This is a genomic window from Geodermatophilus sp. SYSU D00867, assembly GCF_054050315.1.
Map to the genome: position 1 here is coordinate 1 of NZ_JBJGZC010000026.1, position 20,186 is coordinate 20,186.

General features: G+C 76.6%; 16 protein-coding genes. All 16 read right to left on the reverse strand.

Annotated elements, in window-relative coordinates; translation table 11 throughout:
- Positions 1-434: 434 nt before the first annotated feature.
- The 16 genes from ACI8AK_RS20145 to glmU all read right to left on the reverse strand — a co-directional run bounded on the left by ACI8AK_RS20145 (position 435) and on the right by glmU (position 20,172).
- Complete coding sequence (locus tag ACI8AK_RS20145) at positions 435-1,670, reverse strand: O-antigen ligase family protein (protein WP_456957706.1); 1,236 nt, start codon at positions 1,668-1,670, stop codon at positions 435-437.
- Positions 1,667-2,926 (reverse strand): hypothetical protein, encoded by a 1,260-nt coding sequence (locus ACI8AK_RS20150; RefSeq protein WP_456903349.1) that lies wholly within the window; start codon positions 2,924-2,926, stop codon positions 1,667-1,669. The genes ACI8AK_RS20145 and ACI8AK_RS20150 overlap by 4 nt, the downstream gene beginning before the upstream one ends.
- 9 nt (positions 2,927-2,935) lie before the next feature.
- Positions 2,936-4,315: an acyltransferase family protein gene (locus tag ACI8AK_RS20155; protein ID WP_456957708.1), complete on the reverse strand. Its 1,380-nt coding sequence runs from the start codon at positions 4,313-4,315 to the stop codon at positions 2,936-2,938.
- The gene (locus ACI8AK_RS20160) at positions 4,255-5,052 is read right to left on the reverse strand and encodes an acyltransferase family protein (RefSeq protein ID WP_456957710.1); all 798 of its coding nucleotides are present in this window, start codon (positions 5,050-5,052) and stop codon (positions 4,255-4,257) included. The genes ACI8AK_RS20155 and ACI8AK_RS20160 overlap by 61 nt, the downstream gene beginning before the upstream one ends.
- A complete protein-coding gene (locus ACI8AK_RS20165) occupies positions 5,049-5,822 on the reverse strand; it encodes a polysaccharide deacetylase family protein (RefSeq protein WP_387987913.1) in 774 nt (257 codons plus the stop codon). Before ACI8AK_RS20165 ends, ACI8AK_RS20160 begins: the two co-directional genes overlap by 4 nt.
- Positions 5,819-6,268: an adenylyltransferase/cytidyltransferase family protein gene (locus ACI8AK_RS20170; RefSeq protein ID WP_387987914.1), complete on the reverse strand. Its 450-nt coding sequence runs from the start codon at positions 6,266-6,268 to the stop codon at positions 5,819-5,821. Before ACI8AK_RS20170 ends, ACI8AK_RS20165 begins: the two co-directional genes overlap by 4 nt.
- A gap of 82 nt (positions 6,269-6,350) precedes the next feature.
- Positions 6,351-7,520, reverse strand: coding sequence for a glycosyltransferase (locus ACI8AK_RS20175; RefSeq protein ID WP_456957712.1), 1,170 nt, complete (start codon positions 7,518-7,520; stop codon positions 6,351-6,353).
- The gene (locus tag ACI8AK_RS20180) at positions 7,517-8,290 is read right to left on the reverse strand and encodes a CDP-alcohol phosphatidyltransferase family protein (protein ID WP_456957714.1); all 774 of its coding nucleotides are present in this window, start codon (positions 8,288-8,290) and stop codon (positions 7,517-7,519) included. The genes ACI8AK_RS20175 and ACI8AK_RS20180 overlap by 4 nt, the downstream gene beginning before the upstream one ends.
- Before the next feature lie 260 nt (positions 8,291-8,550).
- Positions 8,551-12,102, reverse strand: a complete 3,552-nt coding sequence (locus ACI8AK_RS20185; protein ID WP_456957716.1) for a PKD domain-containing protein — start codon at positions 12,100-12,102, stop codon at positions 8,551-8,553.
- A gap of 278 nt (positions 12,103-12,380) precedes the next feature.
- Positions 12,381-13,046, reverse strand: coding sequence for a hypothetical protein (locus tag ACI8AK_RS20190; RefSeq protein WP_456957718.1), 666 nt, complete (start codon positions 13,044-13,046; stop codon positions 12,381-12,383).
- 44 nt (positions 13,047-13,090) lie between these two features.
- Positions 13,091-14,350, reverse strand: coding sequence for a DUF1972 domain-containing protein (locus ACI8AK_RS20195; protein WP_456957720.1), 1,260 nt, complete (start codon positions 14,348-14,350; stop codon positions 13,091-13,093).
- Between the two features lie 151 nt (positions 14,351-14,501).
- Positions 14,502-16,007 (reverse strand): sugar transferase, encoded by a 1,506-nt coding sequence (locus tag ACI8AK_RS20200; protein ID WP_387987920.1) that lies wholly within the window; start codon positions 16,005-16,007, stop codon positions 14,502-14,504.
- Positions 16,008-16,169: 162 nt separating this feature from the next.
- Positions 16,170-16,733: an aminoacyl-tRNA hydrolase gene (pth, locus tag ACI8AK_RS20205; RefSeq protein WP_456901644.1), complete on the reverse strand. Its 564-nt coding sequence runs from the start codon at positions 16,731-16,733 to the stop codon at positions 16,170-16,172.
- Positions 16,734-16,825: 92 nt separating this feature from the next.
- Complete coding sequence (locus tag ACI8AK_RS20210; RefSeq protein ID WP_456948770.1) at positions 16,826-17,530, reverse strand: 50S ribosomal protein L25/general stress protein Ctc; 705 nt, start codon at positions 17,528-17,530, stop codon at positions 16,826-16,828.
- 137 nt (positions 17,531-17,667) lie between these two features.
- Positions 17,668-18,648 (reverse strand): ribose-phosphate diphosphokinase, encoded by a 981-nt coding sequence (locus tag ACI8AK_RS20215; protein WP_387987923.1) that lies wholly within the window; start codon positions 18,646-18,648, stop codon positions 17,668-17,670.
- A gap of 12 nt (positions 18,649-18,660) precedes the next feature.
- Positions 18,661-20,172 (reverse strand): bifunctional UDP-N-acetylglucosamine diphosphorylase/glucosamine-1-phosphate N-acetyltransferase GlmU, encoded by a 1,512-nt coding sequence (glmU, locus tag ACI8AK_RS20220; RefSeq protein ID WP_456957722.1) that lies wholly within the window; start codon positions 20,170-20,172, stop codon positions 18,661-18,663.
- Positions 20,173-20,186 lie beyond the last annotated feature (14 nt).

The following is a 20,186-nucleotide window of genomic DNA, read 5'->3' on the forward strand; positions in this document are numbered from 1 at the left end:
CCCCCCGGCCCGCCGCCCCCCCCCCCCCCCCCCCCCCCCCCCCGCCCCCCCCCCCCCCCCCCCCCCCGCGCGGGCCGGGGGGGGCCGTTCCCGTGGGTCCCCACCCGCGGACGCCGCCCACCGCCGCACGACGGGACCGCCGCCGGCCCTGGCGGTCCCCACGGGACGGCCCTCGAGGCCCCGCACGGTGCCAGCCCCCTCCCCACGCCGGGGCGGGTGCAGAGGCCCCGTCCCGGGGACGGCCGAGGGCGGCTCCCCGGCGCCCGCGCCCGGGGAGGCAGGGACGCCCCCGGGTCCCGGGCCGCGTCCGGTGTCGGCCGGAGCCGGCCCCCGGGGACGTCCGCCGGCGTGCACCGTGCCCGGGACGCCGACGACCCGTCCTCCGCAGGCGGAGGACGGGTCGTGGTGTGCGGTGGCCGGCGCACCGGCGGGTCCTACGCGGGGACCTCGGACTCCTCGGCGCGCAGCCGATCCCGGGAGCCGCCCTCCGCCAGCAGCGAGACCGCCGTGAACAGCAGGAACGCCACGCTCGCGTCGAACAGCCCGCTCTCCAGCACGCTGCGGCCGAGCAGGAAGACCAGCAGGCCGAGGAACAGGACGCGGTGCGCGCGCGGCGCCTCGAGCACCCCGCGCAGGCTCCAGAGCACCCAGCCGCCGCCGAGGAGGACGCCGACCCAGCCGGCCTGCACGAGCAGCGAGACCCAGCTGCTGTCCAGCGGCTGGGTGTCCCAGTACTGCCCCTGGACGCGGATGATCTTGACCGAGAGGCCGCCGCCGACGGCGGTCTGCCACTGGGAGTCGGCCCAGTCCAGCGCGGCCCGCCAGGCGATGAACCGCGAGCCGAGGGTGCTGGTGCCGTCACCGCCACGGGAGACGAACCCGGCCACGGCCCCGGTGGAGACCACCGTGACGGCCGCGGCCCCGGCCAGCACCAGGCCGCCGACGACGAGGCCGACCCGGGGGCGCCGGATGTGGAGCGCCATGGCGGCCACCCCGAGCACGAGCATGAGCAGGGCCGTGCGCGAGCCGGTCGCCCACACGACGCCGGACAGGACCGCCGCGGTGAGGGCGGCCCGCACCCCCGCCCGGCCGACGACCGTGCGCCAGGCGACGTACAGGACCCCGGTCGAGGCCAGCAGCGCCAGCTCGTTGGGGTCGATGGCGGGCACGCCGCCGGCCAGCCGCCCGTCGGTGTACGAGGGCAGCCCGGTGACGGCGGCGACCAGCGCCACTGCCACGCACGCCCGCACGACCGCCGTCAGCACGTCCACCGCGGACACCGCCCGCAGCAGGAGGAGGACGGTGGCGCCCAGCAGGGCGACGCGGACCGCCACGACTCCCCCGGCGACCAGGTGGCCCGCGGTGAGCGCGCCCAGGACCGTGCAGGCCAGCAGCAGGCCCAGCCACCACACCGTCCCGGTCCCCACCCGCCGGCGCGGGCCGGCCTGGGCGAGGAGGAAGGCCAGGGCCAGGGCCAGGACGCTGACGCACGCCTTCGCGACGACGACGGGGTCCAGCGACCCGGTGAAGTACTCGCCGCGGCGCCACCCGACGCTGCCGACGACCACGAGCAGCGCGGCGAGGGTCACCAGGGACCGCGACCGGGTGCGCGGCGGGACCGCGGGCGGCCGGTGGTCGGGCCGGACCGGCGCGGGGACGACCGCGGTCACCGGGCGACCGCCCCGGCTGCGGCCCGCGGCTCCGCAGAGGCGGCGCGTTCCGCGCGGACCTGCGGCACGAGCAGCGTCCGGCGCACGGCGACGGCGGCCAGCACCGGCCCGAGCGCCAGGGCCAGGGGGCTCCACGGCACGGCGCCGTCGGCGGTCGTCACCAGCAGCGCGACGGCGGCCAGCGACCCGAGCTCGACCGCGCGCAGCGCGAGCACCCGCCGCTGCCGCCCGTGGACCGACGCCAGGCTCGCGTACGGGAGCAACGCGGCTGCGGCCGCGGCGTGGACGCTCCAGGCGGCCACCGCGCCCACCGGCACGTCGTACCCCCCGCCGGTGAGCAGCGGTCCCGCCCACGGCAGCGCGACGACGGCGAGCACACCCAGCAGGCCGACCAGGACCGCGAGGCCGGCGGCGGCGCGGTCGGCGGCGTCCAGGCCGGCGCGCGCACCCCGCGGGCGCAGCGCGACGAAGTGCGGCAGCAGGAAGGACCCGAGCCCGGCGACGAGGACCATCGCCGGGGCGGTGTAGACCCGCGCGGCCTCCAGCGGGCCGTAGGCCGCGGCGCCGGCCACCCCGACGACGAGCAGCCGGAGCAGCGTGAGCTGCGCCGGGCGGATCGTCTGCGCCGCCGCCCGCCAGACGCCGAAGGCGGCGACGGCCCCGAGCGCCGGGCGCCGCCACGGACCGTGCGGCCGCTCCCCGGCCGGGAGCAGCGCCCAGGCGAGCAGCGCCGCGCCGGCCTGCCCGGCGAGCAGGGCGGCGACGAAGGACGCGAGGGTGAGCTCCCCGGCGGACCGGGCGAGCACGAGGGTGGCCAGCGACAGGACGAGGGCGGTGACGTCGACGGCCGGCAGCGACCAGAACCGGCCCGCGGCCATGAGCAGCCGGCGGAGCGCGTCCTCGACGACGAAGGCGACGACGGCGGGCCCGGCGAGCAGCGCCGCCCACAGCGGCAGGGCCCCGCTGACGACGGCGAGCAGGCACCCGGCCGCGCCGGCGGCGCCCGCGACGAGCACCGCGCCCACGTGCAGGCCCGCGCGGATCCCGGGGTCGTGCCGGTCCAGCACGGTGAGCGAGTCGCCGACCAGGCCGCTGGACACGGCGGTGGCCAGGACGAGCGCGCCGTAGGCGAGCGAGAAGACCGCCAGCCCCGCGGCGCCCAGCTCGCGGGCGGCCGCGACCTGCAGGACGAGGCCGGCCAGCGCCTGGGTGCCCTGTCCCACGAGGGCCCCGGCGGCCCGGCCGCGCGGTCCCACGCCGGCCACCTACGCGGTCCCGAGGACGGCCGCCCCCACCTCGGGGGCGATCCGCTCGGCGTACTCGGCGGTCATGTGCAGGCCGTCGGCGTAGACCGGGGTGGACCCGACGACGGCCGGGCACAGGTCGTCGACGCAGAACCAGCGCTCGGGGTCGACGAACGTGGCCCCGGTCGCCTCCGCCACGTCCTCCTCGACGGCCACCTGCTGCAGGAAGCGCCGCGGCGGCTCCTGCACGCAGTCCGCCGGGGTGCTGACCGTGGTCGCGCAGGTCTGCAGGTTCGCGCCCGAGGGCGGGCCGGTCAGCACGACGACGCGCGCGCCGGACCGCTGGACCCGCTGTACCACCGAGGTCATCCCCTGCTCCCAGACGGCCGCCTTGTCGGCGTCCGGGTCGGCGAGCCGGGTGTCGTAGGTGTGGCTGAGGACGACGAGCTCGGGCCGCGTGCGGTCGATGAGGTCCAGGGCCCACTCGCGGTGCTCGGCGCACTCGGTGAACGGCCGGCCCTGGTAGAGGGTCACCGCGTCCACGTTCGGGCACTGGCCCATGGTCAGCGTCCGGATCGACCAGCCCTGCGGCTCCACGGCCGCCCGGAGCGCGGGCAGCCACGCGCCGGCGACCGAGTCGCCGAGCAGCACCGCGGAGTGCGGCGCGCCGGGGTCGCCGAACACGCACCGGTCGGCGTTCCAGTCACCGACGTCGAAGCACCCGCCGCTCCACTGCTCCTCGAGGTAGCCGGGGAGCTCGTCGAGGGCCGGCTGCAGGTCCGCGGGCCAGGCCACGAGGGCGGCCGACGCCCGGAGCTCGCGGGTCAGCGGGTCGCCCTCGGTGGCCGCCTGCGCCGCCGCGCCGGCCGCGGCCACCGCCTGCGCGTCCAGCCGGCCGGGCGGGAAGGCGACGGTCAGCCCGGCGCCGCCGACGACGAGCACGGTCGCCGTCGCGGCGGCGACGAGCCGTCCCCGGCGGCGCACGACGGCGGCCCGGTGCTGCGGCCCCGGCGGCCGCCCGCCGGGCAGCAGCCAGCCCGAGTGCAGGACCGGCTGCTCGATCGCCGCGTACGAGACCGTGGCGAGGACCAGGGACACGACGATCGCGACGACCGCGGTGGTCGGCGTCCCGGCGCCGAGGACGGCGGCGGTGAGGACCACGACCGGCCAGTGCCACAGGTAGAGCGAGTACGAGATCCGGCCGAGGAACCGGGCCGGCGCGCTGCCCAGCACCCAGCGGGTGCCCGGCCCGCCGGGGGCGTCGCCGAACGCCACGAGCAGGACGGCCGAGAGGACCGGCAGGGCGGCGACGGAGCCCGGGAAGGGGTCGGCCGAGGTGATCACGGCCGCCGACGCCAGGACGCCGAGCAGCCCCGCCCAGGCCAGCGCGGCGCGGAGCACGCCGGGCAGCCGGCGCAGCTGCGTCGCCGTGACGGCGACCAGGGCGCCGGCCCGAGCTCCCAGGCGCGGGTGAACGTGGAGAAGTACGCGGTCGTCGGCGAGACGGCGCTGGCGTGCACCGACCACAGGAACGACGCGGCGACGACGGCGAGGAAGGCCACGGCCAGCAGCGGCCGCGCGGAGCGCCCCCGTCCGGCGACGGCCACCACGAGCAGGATCAGCAGCGGCCAGACCAGGTAGAACTGCTCCTCGACCGCCAGCGACCAGAAGTGCTGGACCGGCGAGGGGGCCGCCGTCTGCTGGAAGTAGTCGGTGCCCTGCTGCGCGAAGTGCACGTTGGCGCCGAACGCCAGCGCCCAGGCCGCGTCGGTCAGGGTCTCCTGGAGGCGGCCGCCGAGGAACAGCAGCCAGGCCGCCAGCGACGTCGCCGCGAGGGTCGCCACCGCGGCCGGCAGCAGCCGGCGGGCGCGCCGCACGTAGAAGGCGCGGAAGGAGATCCGCCCGGTCCGCTCGCGCTCCCGGACCAGCAGCCCGGTGATGAGGAAGCCGGAGATGACGAAGAAGACGTCGACCCCGATGAACCCGCCGGAGGGCCGGCCGAGGACGTGGTCGAGCAGCACCAGGCCGACGGCGACGGCGCGCAGGCCCTCGACGTCGGCGCGGAAGCGGTGCGGCGACGCCGCCGGGCGCTCCTCCCGCGGCTGCTGCCCGGTGGGCCGCTCGGCGGTGAGGGTCACCGGCCGGCCCCCGCGACCGGGGCGGCCGGGCGCGCGGCGTCGCGGGCGACGGCGCGGCGCAGCCGCACCGAGTGCCGGACCAGGCGGGCGACGAGGTGCGCCCGGGTGTCCCGCGGGGACACGTAGCAGCGCGGCAGGGTGACGCGGTCGCCGGGCTCGTAGTCGCCGGTGACGCAGGCGTTGTCGTAGCCCGCGGCCCGGACGGCGTCGGCCGCGGCGTCGTCGTAGGAGCCGTAGGGGTAGCAGAAGCCCGGCACCTCGGCCTGCAGGACGTCCTCGAGCACCCGCCGGCTCTCCCCGACCTCGGCGGCGAGCACCGCGGGGTCGGCCCCGGCGAGCCGGGCGTGGGTGAGGGTGTGGCTGCCGACCTCCTGGCCGGCCGCGGCCACCGCGCGGAGCTGCCCGGCGTCCATGATCCGGAACCGCGGGCCGGTGTCCCAGTCGTTGGTGCCGCCCAGCAGCCCCGCGACCGCGTAGACGGTGCCGGCCATGCCGTGCCGCCGCAGCACCGGGACGGCGTGGTCGAGGAAGTCGGTGTAGCCGTCGTCGAAGGTGAGGCCGACCAGGCCGGCGGCCGCGCCCCGCTCGGCGGCCCGCACCAGCTCGGTGAGCGGGACGCCGCGCAGGCCCAGCCGCCGCAGGAGGCCCAGGTGCCGGTCCAGCCGCGCGGGGTGGACGCGCAGGGCGTGCGGGTCGGGCTCGGCCGACGGGCTGATCGAGTGGTACATGAGGACCGGCGGCAGCGGCAGCCGGGAGCGGCCGCCGGTCACCGGAGGACGCCGCCGTCGACCGCCGTCTGGGCGTCGAGGGCCGCGAGCGCGCGCCGCAGCACCGTGCTCGAGGTGTGCATCGTGTACGGGAAGTAGCGGACCTCCACCCCGACGGCGGAGAAGTCGCGCTCGAGCCGGTCGCCCTTGGGGGTGCCGCGCCAGTCGTCGCCCTTGAAGATGACGTCGAACCCGACCTCGCGCCAGGTGTCGATCTTGTCCGGGACGACCTCGGCGTGCACGTCGTCGACACAGCGCAGGTTGCGCACGATCTCCAGGCGCTCGGGCAGCGGCACCACCGGCAGCCGGCCCTTGGTGAGCAACAGCATCTCGTCGGACACCACGCCCGCGATCAGCCGGTCACAGTGCGCCGCGGCGTGCCTGAGGATGTTCAGGTGCCCGATGTGGAACAGGTCGTAGGCGCCCGGCGCGTAGCCGATCACTGTCATGGCGAGATCCCCCTGGTGACGTTCTCTGCCCGGCGAGTGCACAGCGCGGGCTGACCGACCGTCATCACCCGTGCGGGTCCCGTCACCCGAAGGGAGGGGCGGCCACCGGCACCGGGACCGCCGCGGCGGGCACGCCGACCGCGGCCAGCAGCTCGGCGGTGAACCGCTCGGGGGTGTGCCGGCGGCGGGCCGCGGCGGCGCCGGCCAGCGCGGCCGTGCGGGCGGCGGGCCAGTCGGCCGCCACCCGGGCGACGGCGTCGGCCCACGCCTCCGGCCGGCCGGGGACGACGGCCTGCACGCCGGGGTAGCCGTCGACCGCCTCCCGCAACCCGCTGTGCGCGCTCACCACGAGCGGGCGGGCGGCGAGCACGGCCTCCACGGCCGTGTTGCCGAAGGACTCGTCCCCCACCGACGGCACGAGGACGACGTCGGCGTCGGCCAGGTGCGGCCACACGTCGGCGCGGAAGCCGGCGAAGGTGACCCGCTCCTCCAGCCCGGCCCCGGCCACGGTCGTCCGCAGCTCCGCCTCGAACCACTCGTAGCCGGGGAACACCGAACCGAGCAGCGTCAGGGAGGCGTCGACGCCGCGGTCGAGCAGGTCCCGCAGCGCGGCGACGGCGACCTGCGGGCCCTTGCGCGGCGACAGCCGGCCGACGTAGAGCAGCCGCACCGGGCCGTCGAGGGCCACCCGCGGGGGCACGACCTCCTCCGGCGCGCGGACGGCGTTGTGCACGACCGCGCCGCGCCGGGCCGGCCGCGGGGACACCTCGGCCAGCGTGTCCAGGGTGAACCGGCTGTTGGCGACCACGCGGTCGGACAGGGCCGGGCACAGCGCCATCCCCCGCCGCAGCAGCCGCGGCGCCGAGCGCTCGGCCTCGTGCACGTGGTCCACCGAGCGCCGGCCGGCCAGCCGCGCCAGCAGCGGCCACGACGGCAGGGTCAGCGTGCTGACGTACACGCCGGCGGGGTGCGCGCGCAGCAGCCTCAGCGCGGGCAGCGTGCCCCGGACGGCGTCGGCGACCAGCCGCAGGAACCCGCGCGGGCGCAGCGCGGAGTTGCGCAGCACCGGCATCGGGCACAGCTCGACCCGCAGCCCGCGGGCCTCCAGCTCGGCGACCAGCGGGCCGGGCCCGGGCAGGGCGACGGTGACGTCGAAGCGGGTGGCCAGCGCGGTCGCCGACTCCACCAGCATCCGGTCGGCCCCGTAGAGCTCCGCGCCGGGGTGCGCCACGAGCAGCCGCGGGCGGCTCATCGCGGCAGCCGGCCCATCTCCCGGAACCACTTCACCGAGGCCAGCGCGAGGAACCCGGCCGCGGCGAGGAAGAGGACCGTGTAGACCGGCACGAACACCGCGGTCCACCCGTAGAGCACGAAGGTGCAGGCCAGCAGGCCGTAGTCGGTCGGCAGCGTCAGCAGGGAGCGGCCGACGCCCACCCGCTGGGCGTTGGGCTGGGCGCGGGTGGCGACGCCGTGCTGCGCGCGCAGCGCCTCGTTGAGCATCGTGCCGAAGTAGGTGACCGCGTCGACGACGCAGTAGCCGAGCGGGACCAGGAGCAGCACCGGGTCGACGTCGGTGGACCGGTACAGCCCGACCAGCACGGCCAGGTGGAGGCCGGAGGCCTTGGCGGCGTCGACCATGTGGTCGAGCCACTCCCCCGCCGGCGAACCGCCGCCGCGCAGGCGGGCGAGCTGCCCGTCGGCGGCGTCGAGCGCGTAGCCGAGGACGAGGCAGGCGGCGACCGCCAGCGCCGTCGGCACCGACGGCGGCGCGAGCGCGAGCAGGACGATGCCGGTGGCGGTGGTCGCCCCGCTGACCGCGGTGACGGCGTTCGGGGTGAGCCCGGCGTGGAACGCCAGGGCGGCGAACACCCGGCCCAGCGGGCGGTTGACGAAGCGCGAGTAGGCCGGCGCGCCGGCCGCCCCCTTCTGCGCGGAGGACAGCCGGCGCAGCGTCGCGCGCAGGCTCTCGCCGCCGGGCCGTCCCGGGCGCGGGACGACGAGTGCGGCGCTGGAGTGGTCCACCCGGGGGCCTCCGTGGTTCTGCGACCGGGACCGGTCGGGGGACGCCGGCACGGGTGCGCGGCGTCGTGGCTGCCCAGCAGCATCGCCGGGCCGGCGGGGCCGCCGGGAGGGCTGCGCGGGTGCCCTCACCCGCAGGGGGCAGGGCCGCGCGGTCTCCCCCTCCGAGGAGCGAGGCCCGTCACCGTGGGTGACGGGCCTCTGGTCGGACGGAGGGTCGGTCCCGGGCGGGCCGTCGCAGGACGGCCCGCCCGGGAGGGTGCTCACTGCCCGGCGGTCACCGAGTAGGAGGTGAAGCGCACCACCTGGGCGGCGGTCGCGGCGGACGGCCGGTAGGCCGCCAGGCTCACCGACCCCGGGGCCTGCAGGGAGGCCGTGGTGTCGGTGCGGGTCAGCTGCGGCGCGGCCGGTTCGGCGGTGCCCGCACCCCACACCGTCGCGCGGACGGTCGTGGTGCCGGTGCCGCTCACCTGGACGCGCACGTTGAGCGCGTTCCCGGCCGTCCAGGTGCCCGCCGGGAGCAGGACCTCACCGCCCGGCCAGGCCTCCGTGCCGCCGGCCAGCCGCGACAGCGTCAGGCCGACCCGGCCGTCGGGCAGCACCCGGACGCCCACGCGGTACTCGTCGGCGCCGACCCGCCGGCCACCGACGTACACGTAGGTGCCGTTGCCGGTGGGGGTGGCGGCCAGGGTGAAGGCGGTCCGGACGTCGACCGCCGTGGCGGAGACGCCGGCCAGCTGCGCGCCGGTGTTGTTGCCGGCCGCCGGCAGGTTCAGCGCCGCCGCGCCGGGGGTGACGGACAGCCGGGTCGCCCCCGCCGTCGCCGTCCAGGCGCCACCGACGTCGGCGCTGCCCCAGCCGCCGTTCACCGTGCGGGTGAAGGTGTCACCGGCCAGCACCGCCGGGCCGGCCGGTGCGGTGACCGTGACCTCGCGGGTGGTGGTCGCCGTCGCGCCCCGGTCGTCGGTGACCGTGAGCCCGACCGTGTAGGTGCCGGCCGCCGCGTAGGTGTGCGTGGCGGAGACGCCGGTGCCGGTGGCCCCGTCACCCCACTGCCAGGCGTACCCGGTCAGCGTGCCGTCGGGGTCGCTGGAGTCCGCCGCGCTCGCCGCCGCGGTCAGGCCGGTCGCCGAGGCGGTGAACGCCGCGGTCGGCGGCTGGTTGGCCGCCGGCGCGGTGACCGTGATCGTCCGCTCGGTGGAGCCGGTCGCGCCGGCCGCGTCGGTGACGGTCAGCCGCACCGTGTAGGTGCCGCCGGCCGCGTAGGTGTGCTCGGCCGTGGCCCCGGTGCCGGTCGTCCCGTCGCCGAAGGTCCAGTCGTACCGGGCGATCGTGCCGTCCGGGTCGACCGAGGCGCGGCCGTCGAAGGACGCGGTCAGCCCGGTGGCGGCCGGGGTGAACGACGCCGTCGGGGCGGCGTTGGCGCCACCGGTGCCGGTCCGGCCCACGGTCCAGTGCCGCTGCACCTGCGCCGCGGTCAGCTGGGTCCCGTAGACGGCGACCTCGTCGAGCCGTCCGTTGAACCAGTCGGTGCTGCCGACCCAGCGGCCGTCACCGCCGACCCGCCACAGGCCGCGGAAGACCTGTCCGGAGCGGGTGTCCGCCTTGGTGCCGACCAGGGCGCCGTCGACGTACAGGGCCATCCCGGCCGGGCCCATGGTCGCGACGGCGTGGTGCCACGCGCCGTCGTTGTACGCCTGGGTGCTCGAGACGGTGGCGACCGACCCCGGCCACACCGAGAACAGCAGCCGGCCGGAGGGGTCCAGGTGGATCATCCGGTCGTGCGCGCCGCCGGTGCTGCCGGTCTCGACGTTGGTGAAGTCCATGAGCACGCCCCCGGTGGTCGACCGGGTGCTGAACCACAGCTCGGCGCTCATCGTGTCCGGCGCCTGGCTGCGGGTGGACTGGGCACCGGTGCCCTGCTCGGTGCCGTTGAAGGTCGCCGACGCCCCGGGCACGGCGCCGCCCAGCGCCCCGGCGCCACCCTGGGTCACGCCGGTGCCGAACAGCAGGTCGTCGGTGCCGGCCTGGTCGGCGGAGCGGCGCGCACCGGCGGCCTCGTCCAGCCGCCAGTAGTGCCGCGGCGCGTCGGCGAGGACGGTGCCGGCGTAGGCGCTGCCGGCCGGGGCGGCCGAGGCGACCGTGACGGTGGCGTTCGTGCCCGACGCGGTGTTGCCGAACGGGTCGACCGCGACGATCCGGTAGGTGTAGGTCTGCCCCGGGACGACGTCCCGGTCCACCCAGGCCAGCCCCGGCCGGTCCCACCACATCGAGGCGGCGGTGGTCGTGAACACCGGCGCGGTGCGGTCCGAGCGCATGACGCGGTAGGTCAGGTTCGCGTTGTCCGGGTCGGACGTCGCCCGCCAGGCCACGCGCACGGTGCCGACGGCCGGCGACGTGACGGCCGGGTTGAGCACGGGGCCGACCTCGGGACCGATCCGGTTCGGCGCCGACGACGGGAGCGCGAAGCGCACGAGACCCTGCTGCGCGACGCCGTTGACCCGCTGGAACTCACCGCCGTAGACGACGTACTGGCCGTTGCCGCTGACGCTCCAGCCGGCCTGGTACTGACCGGTGTACGTGCCGCTGGGCATGCTCGGGAACCAGGCGAGCTGCGCCGGCGCCGGCTTGCCGACCCAGGCACCGCCGTAGAGCCGGTGCGCGGCGCCGCCGCTGCTGGCCGGGGCCAGCGAGACGGCCATGGCGAACTTGTTGACCCGCGGCGCCTGCTCGGGGAACCCGTCGATCTCGGCGCAGTGGTGCGGGTGGGCGGCGTGGTACAGCGCGCCGTTCATCGGGAAGCTCGAGTACGAGTCGCCGAAGCAGGTGCTCACCCAGTTGATCGCACCGTCGGTGGCGCGGACCGAGAAGGACCCCTCGAGGTTGCCCGGACCCCAGTAGTCGTAGGCGGTGCCGTACACGTTGGCGCCGTCGGTCGACAGGCTGTAGACGGCCGAGTTGATCCCCTGGTTGGTCAGGATCGTGTTGATCTGGTAGCCGCGGTTGGCGCCGGTGACCGGGTCGAGCGCGGTGATCGCCGTGGCGCGCACCCCGCCCATCGTGTCCCAGCGGCCGGCGGCGACGACCTGCGAGCCGTTGCCGGTCACGACCAGTGCCATCGCCGCGTTGCTCGTGGCGGTGTTGCCGTCGCGGTTCCACGGCCGGCCGGTCGGGCCGACGCCCGGCGTCGGCGCCCAGGGCAGCAGGCCGCCGTCGGACGCGCGGACGGCGGCCAGCCGGGTCCGGCTGACGCTGCCGACCGCGGTGAGGCTGCCGCCGAAGTAGACGGTGGTGTCGGTGGCGGCGATCGCGCGCACCTGGGCGTTGACGCTGGGCCGGAACGTGTCGACCAGCGCGCCGGTGCGGGTGTCGAAGGCCGCGATGCGGTTGCGGGTCACGCCGTTGACGGTGGTGAAGTCACCGCCGACGTAGAGCCGGGTGCCGTCCGGGGAGGCGGCCACGACCATCGCCTGCGCGTTGAGGCTCGGTGCGAAGCCCGCGACGAGCTCGCCGGTCCGGATGTCGTAGGCGAGCAGGTTGTTGCGCACCGTCTCGTTGACGCCCGGCGCCGACCCGGCGGGACGGGCCCGGGTGAACTGCCCGGCCGCGTAGACCGTGTTGCCGACGACGACCTGTGACCAGACGACGCCGTTGATCTGCACCGTCGGCAGCCCGTCGGCCGACACCGTGGTCGGGTTCGTCGCCGCCACCGGCGCCGGCGCCGAGTCGGCGTGCGCGGCGCCCGGGACCACGAGGGCCCAGCTGGCTGCGGTCACCCCCAGCGCCGCCATCGCCGCCATGGCGCGCGTGCGCACGCCTCTCCCCACGACTCGCATGAGTCCCCCCGCTCAGTTCCGCTGCGACCACGTCCGATGGGACGGTCGGCGAATACTGTCCGTGACGATCACGGCGGCAGCAAGGGGTGAAGGTGACACCCGATACGGTGGTCAGCTGCGTCTTCGCAGCCGGGACCCTCCCGGCTCGTCACCGAACGTCACCGGAGCTGACCCCGTGGGGGGAGGTCCCGGGAACGCCGACGACCCGTCGCCGCGGGTGCGGCGACGGGTCGTCGGGGTCGTGCGGGAGGCGCGGGTCAGACCGCGCCGGTGAAGAGCAGCAGCGGGGCGCCGGCCTGGTAGCCGACCTCGACGGTGACGGAGTCGCGGACGTCGGCCGGCACGCTGAAGACGTACACGCCCTCACCGGCCGACCCCGGCTCCACCGACCCCACGAAGGGCACCTGGGAGGGGTCGTCCAGCGGGGAGGCCGGGGTGCGCTCGGGGCCGTACGAGAGGTTCACCGCGACACCGTCGAGCGACACGGCCTCGGCGGTGCCGTTCTCGATGCGCACGGTCACCCGCAGCGCCGGGCCGGCGATGTTGCCCGGGCCGACCGCGGTCCCGTCGATCGCCTCGATCGCGCCGATGGTGGCGACGATGCCGTTGCCCACCGCCGCCGGGGCGTCCAGCGGCACCTCCGGCGAGGACGGCGGTGGCTCGTCGACGTCCTCGGTCGGGCCGGTCGGTGTCGGCGTCGCGGGCGGCGGGGCGACCGTCTCCCCCGGTGCCGTCGTCGTCGGCGCGGCGGGTTCGGCCGTCGTCGAGGCGCCCGGTGTGGCGGCCGTGGCCGTGCCGTCGTCGCCCCCGCCGCCGGTCAGCACCAGCACCAGCGCCACCAGGGCGACCAGCACGGCGCCCCCGGCGCCGAGCAGCAGCCGCCGTCGCGACCGCGCGGTCCCCTTCCCTCCCGGGCCCGTCACGGCGTCCTCCCCCCTGCCCCGCCCGCGGCGGGCGTCGTCCCCGGTCACCGCTGCGCCGCCCGCAGCTCGTCCCACGCCGGCGACGGCGCCGGGACGGGGAGCGGCACCACGGTGCCGCGCGGCGGCTCGGGCGCCGGGCGCGCGAGCGGCCGGTCGGCGTCGGTCCCGGCCCGGCGGCCGCTGGGCCGGCGCGCCGGGAAGCGGCGGGCCGCCAGGTCCAGGGCCAGCCGCTCGTAGCCCTCGGCCACCAGGTCCCAGTCGTAGCCGGCGGCCAGCTCGCGGGAGCGGGCGCCGTCGCGCGCGACGCCGTCGGGGTCGGCCTCGGCGGCGGCCAGCTCGCGGGCGACGTCGGCCGGGGTCCGGAAGAAGCGGCCGGCGTCGGCGACGACCTCGCGGTTGAAGGACACGTCGAAGGCGGTGACCGCCGCGCCGGCGCCGATGGCGCGCAGCAGCGAGGGGTTGGTGCCGCCGACCGAGTGGCCGTGGAGGTAGGTCGCGCAGTTGGCGTAGAGCTGGTCGAGCAGCTCCTGGTCCCAGACGCCGCCGAGGAAGCGGACCCGCTCGTCGGCGAGTGCGTGCACCCGGCGCGTGTAGTCGTCGCTGTAGGGCGCCGAGCCGACGACGACCAGCGGCTTGGCGGCGTCGCTGGCGGCGTAGCCCTCGACGATGACGTCGACGTGGTTCTCCGGCTCGAACCGGGCCACCACCAGGTGGTAGCCGCCGGGCTCGAGGCCGACCTCGGCCAGCCGGTGCGCGCCCGGGGTGATCAGCGGGGCGCCGTAGGTGAGCAGCGTCGTCGGCGCGGCGAAGGCCTCGCGGTAGTACTCGGCGATGCCCTCGGCGTCGGCGATGAGGACGTCGGACCAGCGCACGGCCAGCGCCTCGGCGGTCCGGTAGTAGCGGCGGCCGGCGCCGCCCCACTTGGCGCGCTTCCACTCGAGGCCGTCGACGTGCGTGGCGACCGGGATGCGGGCGGCGCGCAGCAGCGGCAGCAGCGGGGCGTTGGCCGCGTTGAAGACGATCGCGGCGTCGGTGCGGTGGGCCAGCAGGTGCCGGACCGACAGGGCGGTGTGGCTGAGGGTCTCCAGCGACCGGCGGCGGGCGGCGGGCAGGTGCACCAGCTCCATGCCGAGGTGCCCGGCCGGCGGCGGCCCGGCAGCGCCGGGGACCGTGCGGCAGTAGACGACCACCCGGTGCCCGCGCTCGACGAGCCGGCGGCCCACCTCCTCGACCGCCGTCTCGAAGCCGCCGTAGCGGGCGGGGACGCCACGGGTCCCCACCATGGCGATGCTCGTGCGGGCCATCGGTCGGTCCTCCGGGGGTGCGGCGCCTCGCGGGCGCACGGTCGGTACGTCGGACCTCCGCAGGAGGTCCGACGTCGATGCTGGTGAGCGAGGGGGTCCGGGCTCGTCCCCCGGCCGGGTGGGCCGGGGGTGAGGCGGGGGTGAGGACGGCTCAGTAGGCGCCGGAGCTGGTGACGACCGCGCGGACGGTCTTGGCGAGGATCAGCGTGTCGAGGGCGAGCGACCAGTTCTCCACGTAGCGGAGGTCGAGGCGCACGGCCTCCTCCCAGGACAGGTCGCTGCGGCCGGAGACCTGCCACAGGCCGGTCAGGCCCGGCTTGACCAGCAGCCGGCGGCTCACCGAGGAGTCGTAGCGCTCGACCTCGGCCGGCAGCGGCGGCCGCGGCCCGACCAACGACATCGACCCGCCGAGCACGTTGAACAGCTGGGGCAGCTCGTCGAGGGAGAACCGCCGCAACCAGCGCCCGACGCGGGTGACGCGGGGGTCGTCCCGCATCTTGAACAGCAGCCCGTCGCCCTCGTTGCGCTCGAGCAGCTCGCCCAGCCGGCGGTCGGCGTCGACGGTCATGCTGCGGAACTTGAGGATGGTGAACCTGCGGCCGTTCACGCCCACCCGCTCCTGGCGGTAGAGGACCGGTCCCGCGCTGTCCAGCTTCACCGCCACGGCCAGTGCGAGCAGGACCGGCGCGAGGAGCAGCAGCGCGACCGCGGCGGCGGCGCGGTCGACGCCGCCCTTGACCAGCCGGCCCCAGCCGCGGAACCGCGGCTGCTCGACCGACAGCAGCGGGAGCCCCTCGAAGGGACGGATGTGCAGCCGCGGGCCGGCGACCTCGATGAGGCCGGGCGCGACGAGCAGCTCGATGCCGGTCCCCTCCAGCTGCCAGGACAGCCGGCGCAGGTACTCGGCGGCGGTCTCGCTGGCGGAGGTCACCGCGACGGTGTCGGCCCCCAGCCGGGCGGCGGTGGCGACGACGTCGTCGAGCCCCGCGACCGGGACGCCCAGGGTGCCGGCGACCCGCGCCCGGCTGTCCGGGGTGACGCAGGCGCCCACCACCTCGAGCCCGGCGAAGCCCTGACGACGCACCGCGGTGGCCAGCTCGACCACGGCGCCGCCGCGGCCGACGACGACGACCCGCTTGGTGCACGCGCCGCGGGCACGCAGCCGGCGCAGTCCGCACCGCGCGGCGTACCGCCCGGCGAGCGTGAGGACGGTGAGCCCCGGGACGCCCAGCAGCACCAGCGCGTGGCTGGGCTGCAGCTGCCCGAGGAACGAGACGACGCAGGTCAGGGCCAGGAGCAGGAAACCCGCGCGGCCGACGCGGCGGTACTCGTCGCTGCCCGTGCCGAACACCCGCTCCTCGTGCGCGCCGGTGCCCACCAGCAGGAGGGGCCAGGCGAGGACGAGCGTGGCGGCGGTGAGGACCACGGGAGACGCGGGCGACGTGCCGGCCGGGTGGGCCAGCACGACGGCGCCGGTGGCCAGGACCGCCGCGGTGAGGTCGAGCAGGTGCAGGACGGCGGAGTAGCGCCCGGCCCAGCGGCGGGTGACGGGACGCCCGACGGCGCGCAGGACCTGCCGCGGTTCGGCGGCGCGGCGCGGGACGGGCAGAGCCCCCGTGACGGTCCCCGACCCGGAACCGGAGTGGTCCAGCAGCACGTCTCCCCCTGTCACTCTGAGTGCACGGGGGAGACGACCGTCACTGACGGTGCATCGTCACGACGCCTTGAGCCGCATCGTGTCCCCCGATACCCAGAGGACACTCACAGAGCGTCATGGAAGGGTCAATGCGGAGAGTGACGATTCACTCGAAGGGGAGGGTCAGGTGCGCGGGTGGACGACGTTCTGCGCCGCCTCGAGACCGAGGGTGAGCAGCTCCTCGGTGGCGTCGGCCGCCTCGGCGACCAGCAGGTCGAGCTCCTTGCGCTCGGTGGCCGAGAAGTCGCGCAGCACGAAGTCCGCGGGGTCCTGGCGGCCCGGCGGCCGGCCGATGCCGACCCGCACGCGCAGGTAGTCCCTCGTCCCGGCGGAGCGGCTGATCGAGCGCAGCCCGTTGTGCCCGCCCTCCCCGCCGCCGCGTTTGAGGCGCACGGCGGCGAAGGGGATGTCGAGCTCGTCGTGCACGACGACGAGGTCGGTCACCGGCAGCTTGTGGTAGTCGAGCAGCCCTCGCACGGGGCCGCCGGACTCGTTCATGTACGTCGTCGGCCGGGCCAGGACGACGCGGCGGCCGGCCAGGCGCCCCTCACCGGCCAGCGCCCGGGCGCGGGCGCCCTTGCCGGCGGTGAGCTTCACGCCGGCCCGGGCGGCGAGCTCGTCGAGCACCATGGCGCCGACGTTGTGCCGGTTGCCGGCGTAGGAGGGGCCGGGGTTGCCCAGCCCCACGACGAGGAAGGGCCCCTCGGAGGGTGCGGACGCCGCAGGGGCGCCGGCGGTGCCGGCGCCCCTGCGGGTCGTGCTCTCGGTCAGCGGGGACCTCAGCTGTTCTCGGTCGACTCGATCGACTCGCCGCTGCCCTGCTCGAGCGGCTCGGGGACGACGTCGCCCTCGCCGGCGGCCTCCTGGGCCGGCGCGGACTCCTCGCGCTCGATGCCGGCCTCGGCCTCGGCCTCGCTGAGCTCGGCGTCGAGCTGCTCGGCGGTCGGGGCGCCCATGACGTTGACGACGAGGGCCTCGGGGTCGGTCAGCAGGGTGGCACCGGACGGCAGCGGGAGGTCGCCGGCGGTCACGCCCTCACCGGCACCGCGGCCGGTGACGTCGACCTCGATGGTCTCGGGGATGGCGGTGGCCTCGGCCTCGACGGAGACGGTGTTCAGCTCCACGCTGAGCAGGGTCTCGGGGCCGGACTCGCCGACGGTGACGACGGGGACGTCGACGGTGACGCGCTCGCCCCGGCGGACGACCAGCAGGTCGACGTGCTCGTGCTGGCGGGTCAGCGGGTCGCGCTGCACCGACTTGGTGAGCGCCAGCTGCTCCTGGCCGTCGAGGACGACGGTGATCAGGGCGTTGGTGCCGCCGTTGCGCAGCACCGCGGCGAACTCGCGGGCCGGCAGCGACAGGTGGACGACGTCCTGGCCGTGCCCGTACAGGACGGCCGGGACGCGGCCCGCGCGGCGGGTCCGGCGGGCGCTGCCCTTGCCGAACTCGGTGCGGGCCTCGGCGACGAGGCGGAAGTCAGCCACGGTGGTGTGCTCCTCAACAGCGGGTGGGCCTGGGGCCGGCGGCCGGGCGCGGCACACCTCGCAGGAGCACACGCACGTCGATCACGGAGTACGGGCGACCGTCTCCCTCGCCGGGCGCCGACCAGCGTACCCGGTGCTCAGCTGGCGCCGCCGAAGAGGCTGGTGACCGAGCCGTCCTCGAAGACCTCCTTGATCGCCCGGGCCAGCAGCGGGGCGATCGAGAGGACGGTGAGCTTGTCGAACTGACGGGCCGGCTCGATCGGCAGCGTGTTGGTCACGATGACCTCGCTGATCTTGCTGTTCTTCAGCCGGTCGACCGCGGCGCCGGAGAGGACGCCGTGGGTGGCACAGACGATGACGTCGGCGGCGCCGGCCTCGAACAGCGTCTCGGCGGCCTTCACGATCGTGCCACCGGTGTCGATCATGTCGTCGACCAGGATGCAGACGCGGCCCTCGACCTCGCCGACGACGCGGTTGGCGACGACCTCGTTGGGCCGCATCGGGTCGCGGGTCTTGTGGATGAAGGCCAGCGGGACGCCACCGAGCTTGTCGCTCCACCGCTCGGAGACGCGCACCCGCCCGGAGTCCGGCGACACGACGGTGATGTCGCGGTCGCCCCAGCGCTCCTTGACGTGGTCGACGAGCAGGTCGAGGGCGAAGAGGTGGTCGACCGGGCCGTCGAAGAAGCCCTGGATCTGCGCGGTGTGCAGGTCGACCGTCATCAGCCGGTCGGCGCCGGCGGTCTTGAACAGGTCGGCGACCAGGCGGGCGGAGATGGGCTCGCGGCCGCGGTGCTTCTTGTCCTGCCGGGCGTAGGGGAAGAACGGCGCGACGACGGTGATCCGCTTGGCCGAGGCGCGCTTGGCGGCGTCGACCATCAGCAGCTGCTCCATGAGCCAGGTGTTGATCGGTGCCGTGTGGCTCTGGACGATGAAGGCGTCGCAGCCGCGGACGGACTCCTCGAAGCGCACGAACAGCTCGCCGTTGGCGAACTCGTAGGACGCCGTCGGCGTCGGCGTGACCCCCAGGTGCCCGGCGATCTCGGCCGTCAGCTCGGGGTACGCCCGGCCGGAGAAGAGCATCAGGCTCTTGCTGGTGGTCTGCCGGATCGCACTCATCGGCTCACTGCCTCACTGCTCGTGGGTGGCCTCGGGGTCCGCCGGCCGGTCCGGTGCGTCGCCCGCGGGCCGGCTCCCGGCCGGGTCCTCGGCCGCTGCTGCTGTCGCTGCCGCCGCGGCCTGCGCGGCTGCGGAGCCCGGGCGACGGCGTCCCACCCAGCCTGCCACATTGCGCTGCTTGGCCCGCGCCACACCCATGGCCCCCGGCGGGACGTCCTGGGTGATCACCGAGCCCGCGGCCGTGTAGGCACCGTCCCCGACGGTGACCGGCGCGACCAGCATCGTGTCCGATCCCACACGGACGGCGTCGCCGATCGTCGTGTGGTGCTTGGCCACGCCGTCGTAGTTGACGAAGACGGTCGCCGCGCCGATGTTCGCCCCGCGGCCGATCGTGGCGTCGCCGACGTAGGACAGGTGCGGCACCTTCGACCCCTCGCCGACCACGGCGTTCTTCGTCTCGACGAAGGCGCCCACCTTGGACCGCGCCGCCAGCCGGGTGCCCGGCCGCAGGTAGCTGAACGGGCCGACCGCCGCCCCGGGCCCGATCTCGGCCCCGGTGGCGTGCGTGCGCACCACGGTGGCGCCCTCCCCCACCGTGCAGTCGGTCAGCGTGGTGTCCGGGCCGACGGCGGCGTCGGCCGCGACCGTCGTCGTCCCGTGCAGCTGGACGCCGGGCAGCAGCCGGGCCCCCGGCAGGACGGAGGCGGTGACGTCGACCCACGTGGTGGCCGGGTCGACGACGGTGACGCCCGCGACCATGAGCGCGTCGAGGACGCGGTCGTTGAGGGTGCGCCGCCGCGCGGCGAGCTCCCGCTGGTCGTTGCAGCCGAGGACGTCGACCGGGTCCTGCGCCGCGACGGCGGCCACCGGGGCGCCCCCCTCGACCAGCGGCGCCAGCGCGTCGGTCAGGTACTGCTCCCCCTGGGCGTTGTCGGTGGACAGCCCGGCGAGGACCCGCCGCAGCGTGGCGGCGTTCGCGACGTACACGCCGGCGTTGACCTCGCGGATCGCCCGCTGCTGCGCGGTCGCGTCCTTCTCCTCGACGATGGCCCGCGGCGCGCCGTCCTCCCCCCGGAGGATCCGGCCGAGGCCGGTGGGGTCCCCGACCTCGGCGGTCAGCACGGTGAAGACGCTGCCCGCCTCGTGGTGGGCCGCCACGAGCGCGGCCAGGGTGCCGGTGGTGAGCAGCGGCGAGTCGCCGTTGACGACGAGCACCGGGCCCTCGAGGTCGGGCACGGCCTCCAGCGCCACCTGCGCCGCGTGCCCCGACCCGCGCTGCTCCTCCTGCACGACGGCGCGGGCGTCCGGGGCGACGGCGGCCAGGTGCTCCTCGACCGCCTCGCGGCCGGACCCGACGACGACCAGCGTGGTGCCCGCCGCCAGTGGTGCGGTCGCGGCGAGGACGTGGCCGAGCATGCTGCGCCCGCCGAGCTCGTGCAGCACCTTCGGGGTGGTCGACCGCATCCGGGTCCCCTGACCGGCGGCGAGGACGACGACGGCGGCGACGGACTGCTGCGGGCTCACGGATCTCCTCGACG

Bases quoted from the DNA above. Each gene is read 5' to 3' on its own strand.
- ACI8AK_RS20195 (WP_456957720.1), bottom strand. From the start codon at position 14,350: ATGGCCCGCACGAGCATCGCCATGGTGGGGACCCGTGGCGTCCCCGCC.
- ACI8AK_RS20170 (WP_387987914.1), bottom strand. From the start codon at position 6,268: ATGACAGTGATCGGCTACGCGCCGGGCGCCTACGACCTGTTCCACATC.
- ACI8AK_RS20175 (WP_456957712.1), bottom strand. From the start codon at position 7,520: ATGAGCCGCCCGCGGCTGCTCGTGGCGCACCCCGGCGCGGAGCTCTAC.
- ACI8AK_RS20215 (WP_387987923.1), bottom strand. From the start codon at position 18,648: ATGAGTGCGATCCGGCAGACCACCAGCAAGAGCCTGATGCTCTTCTCC.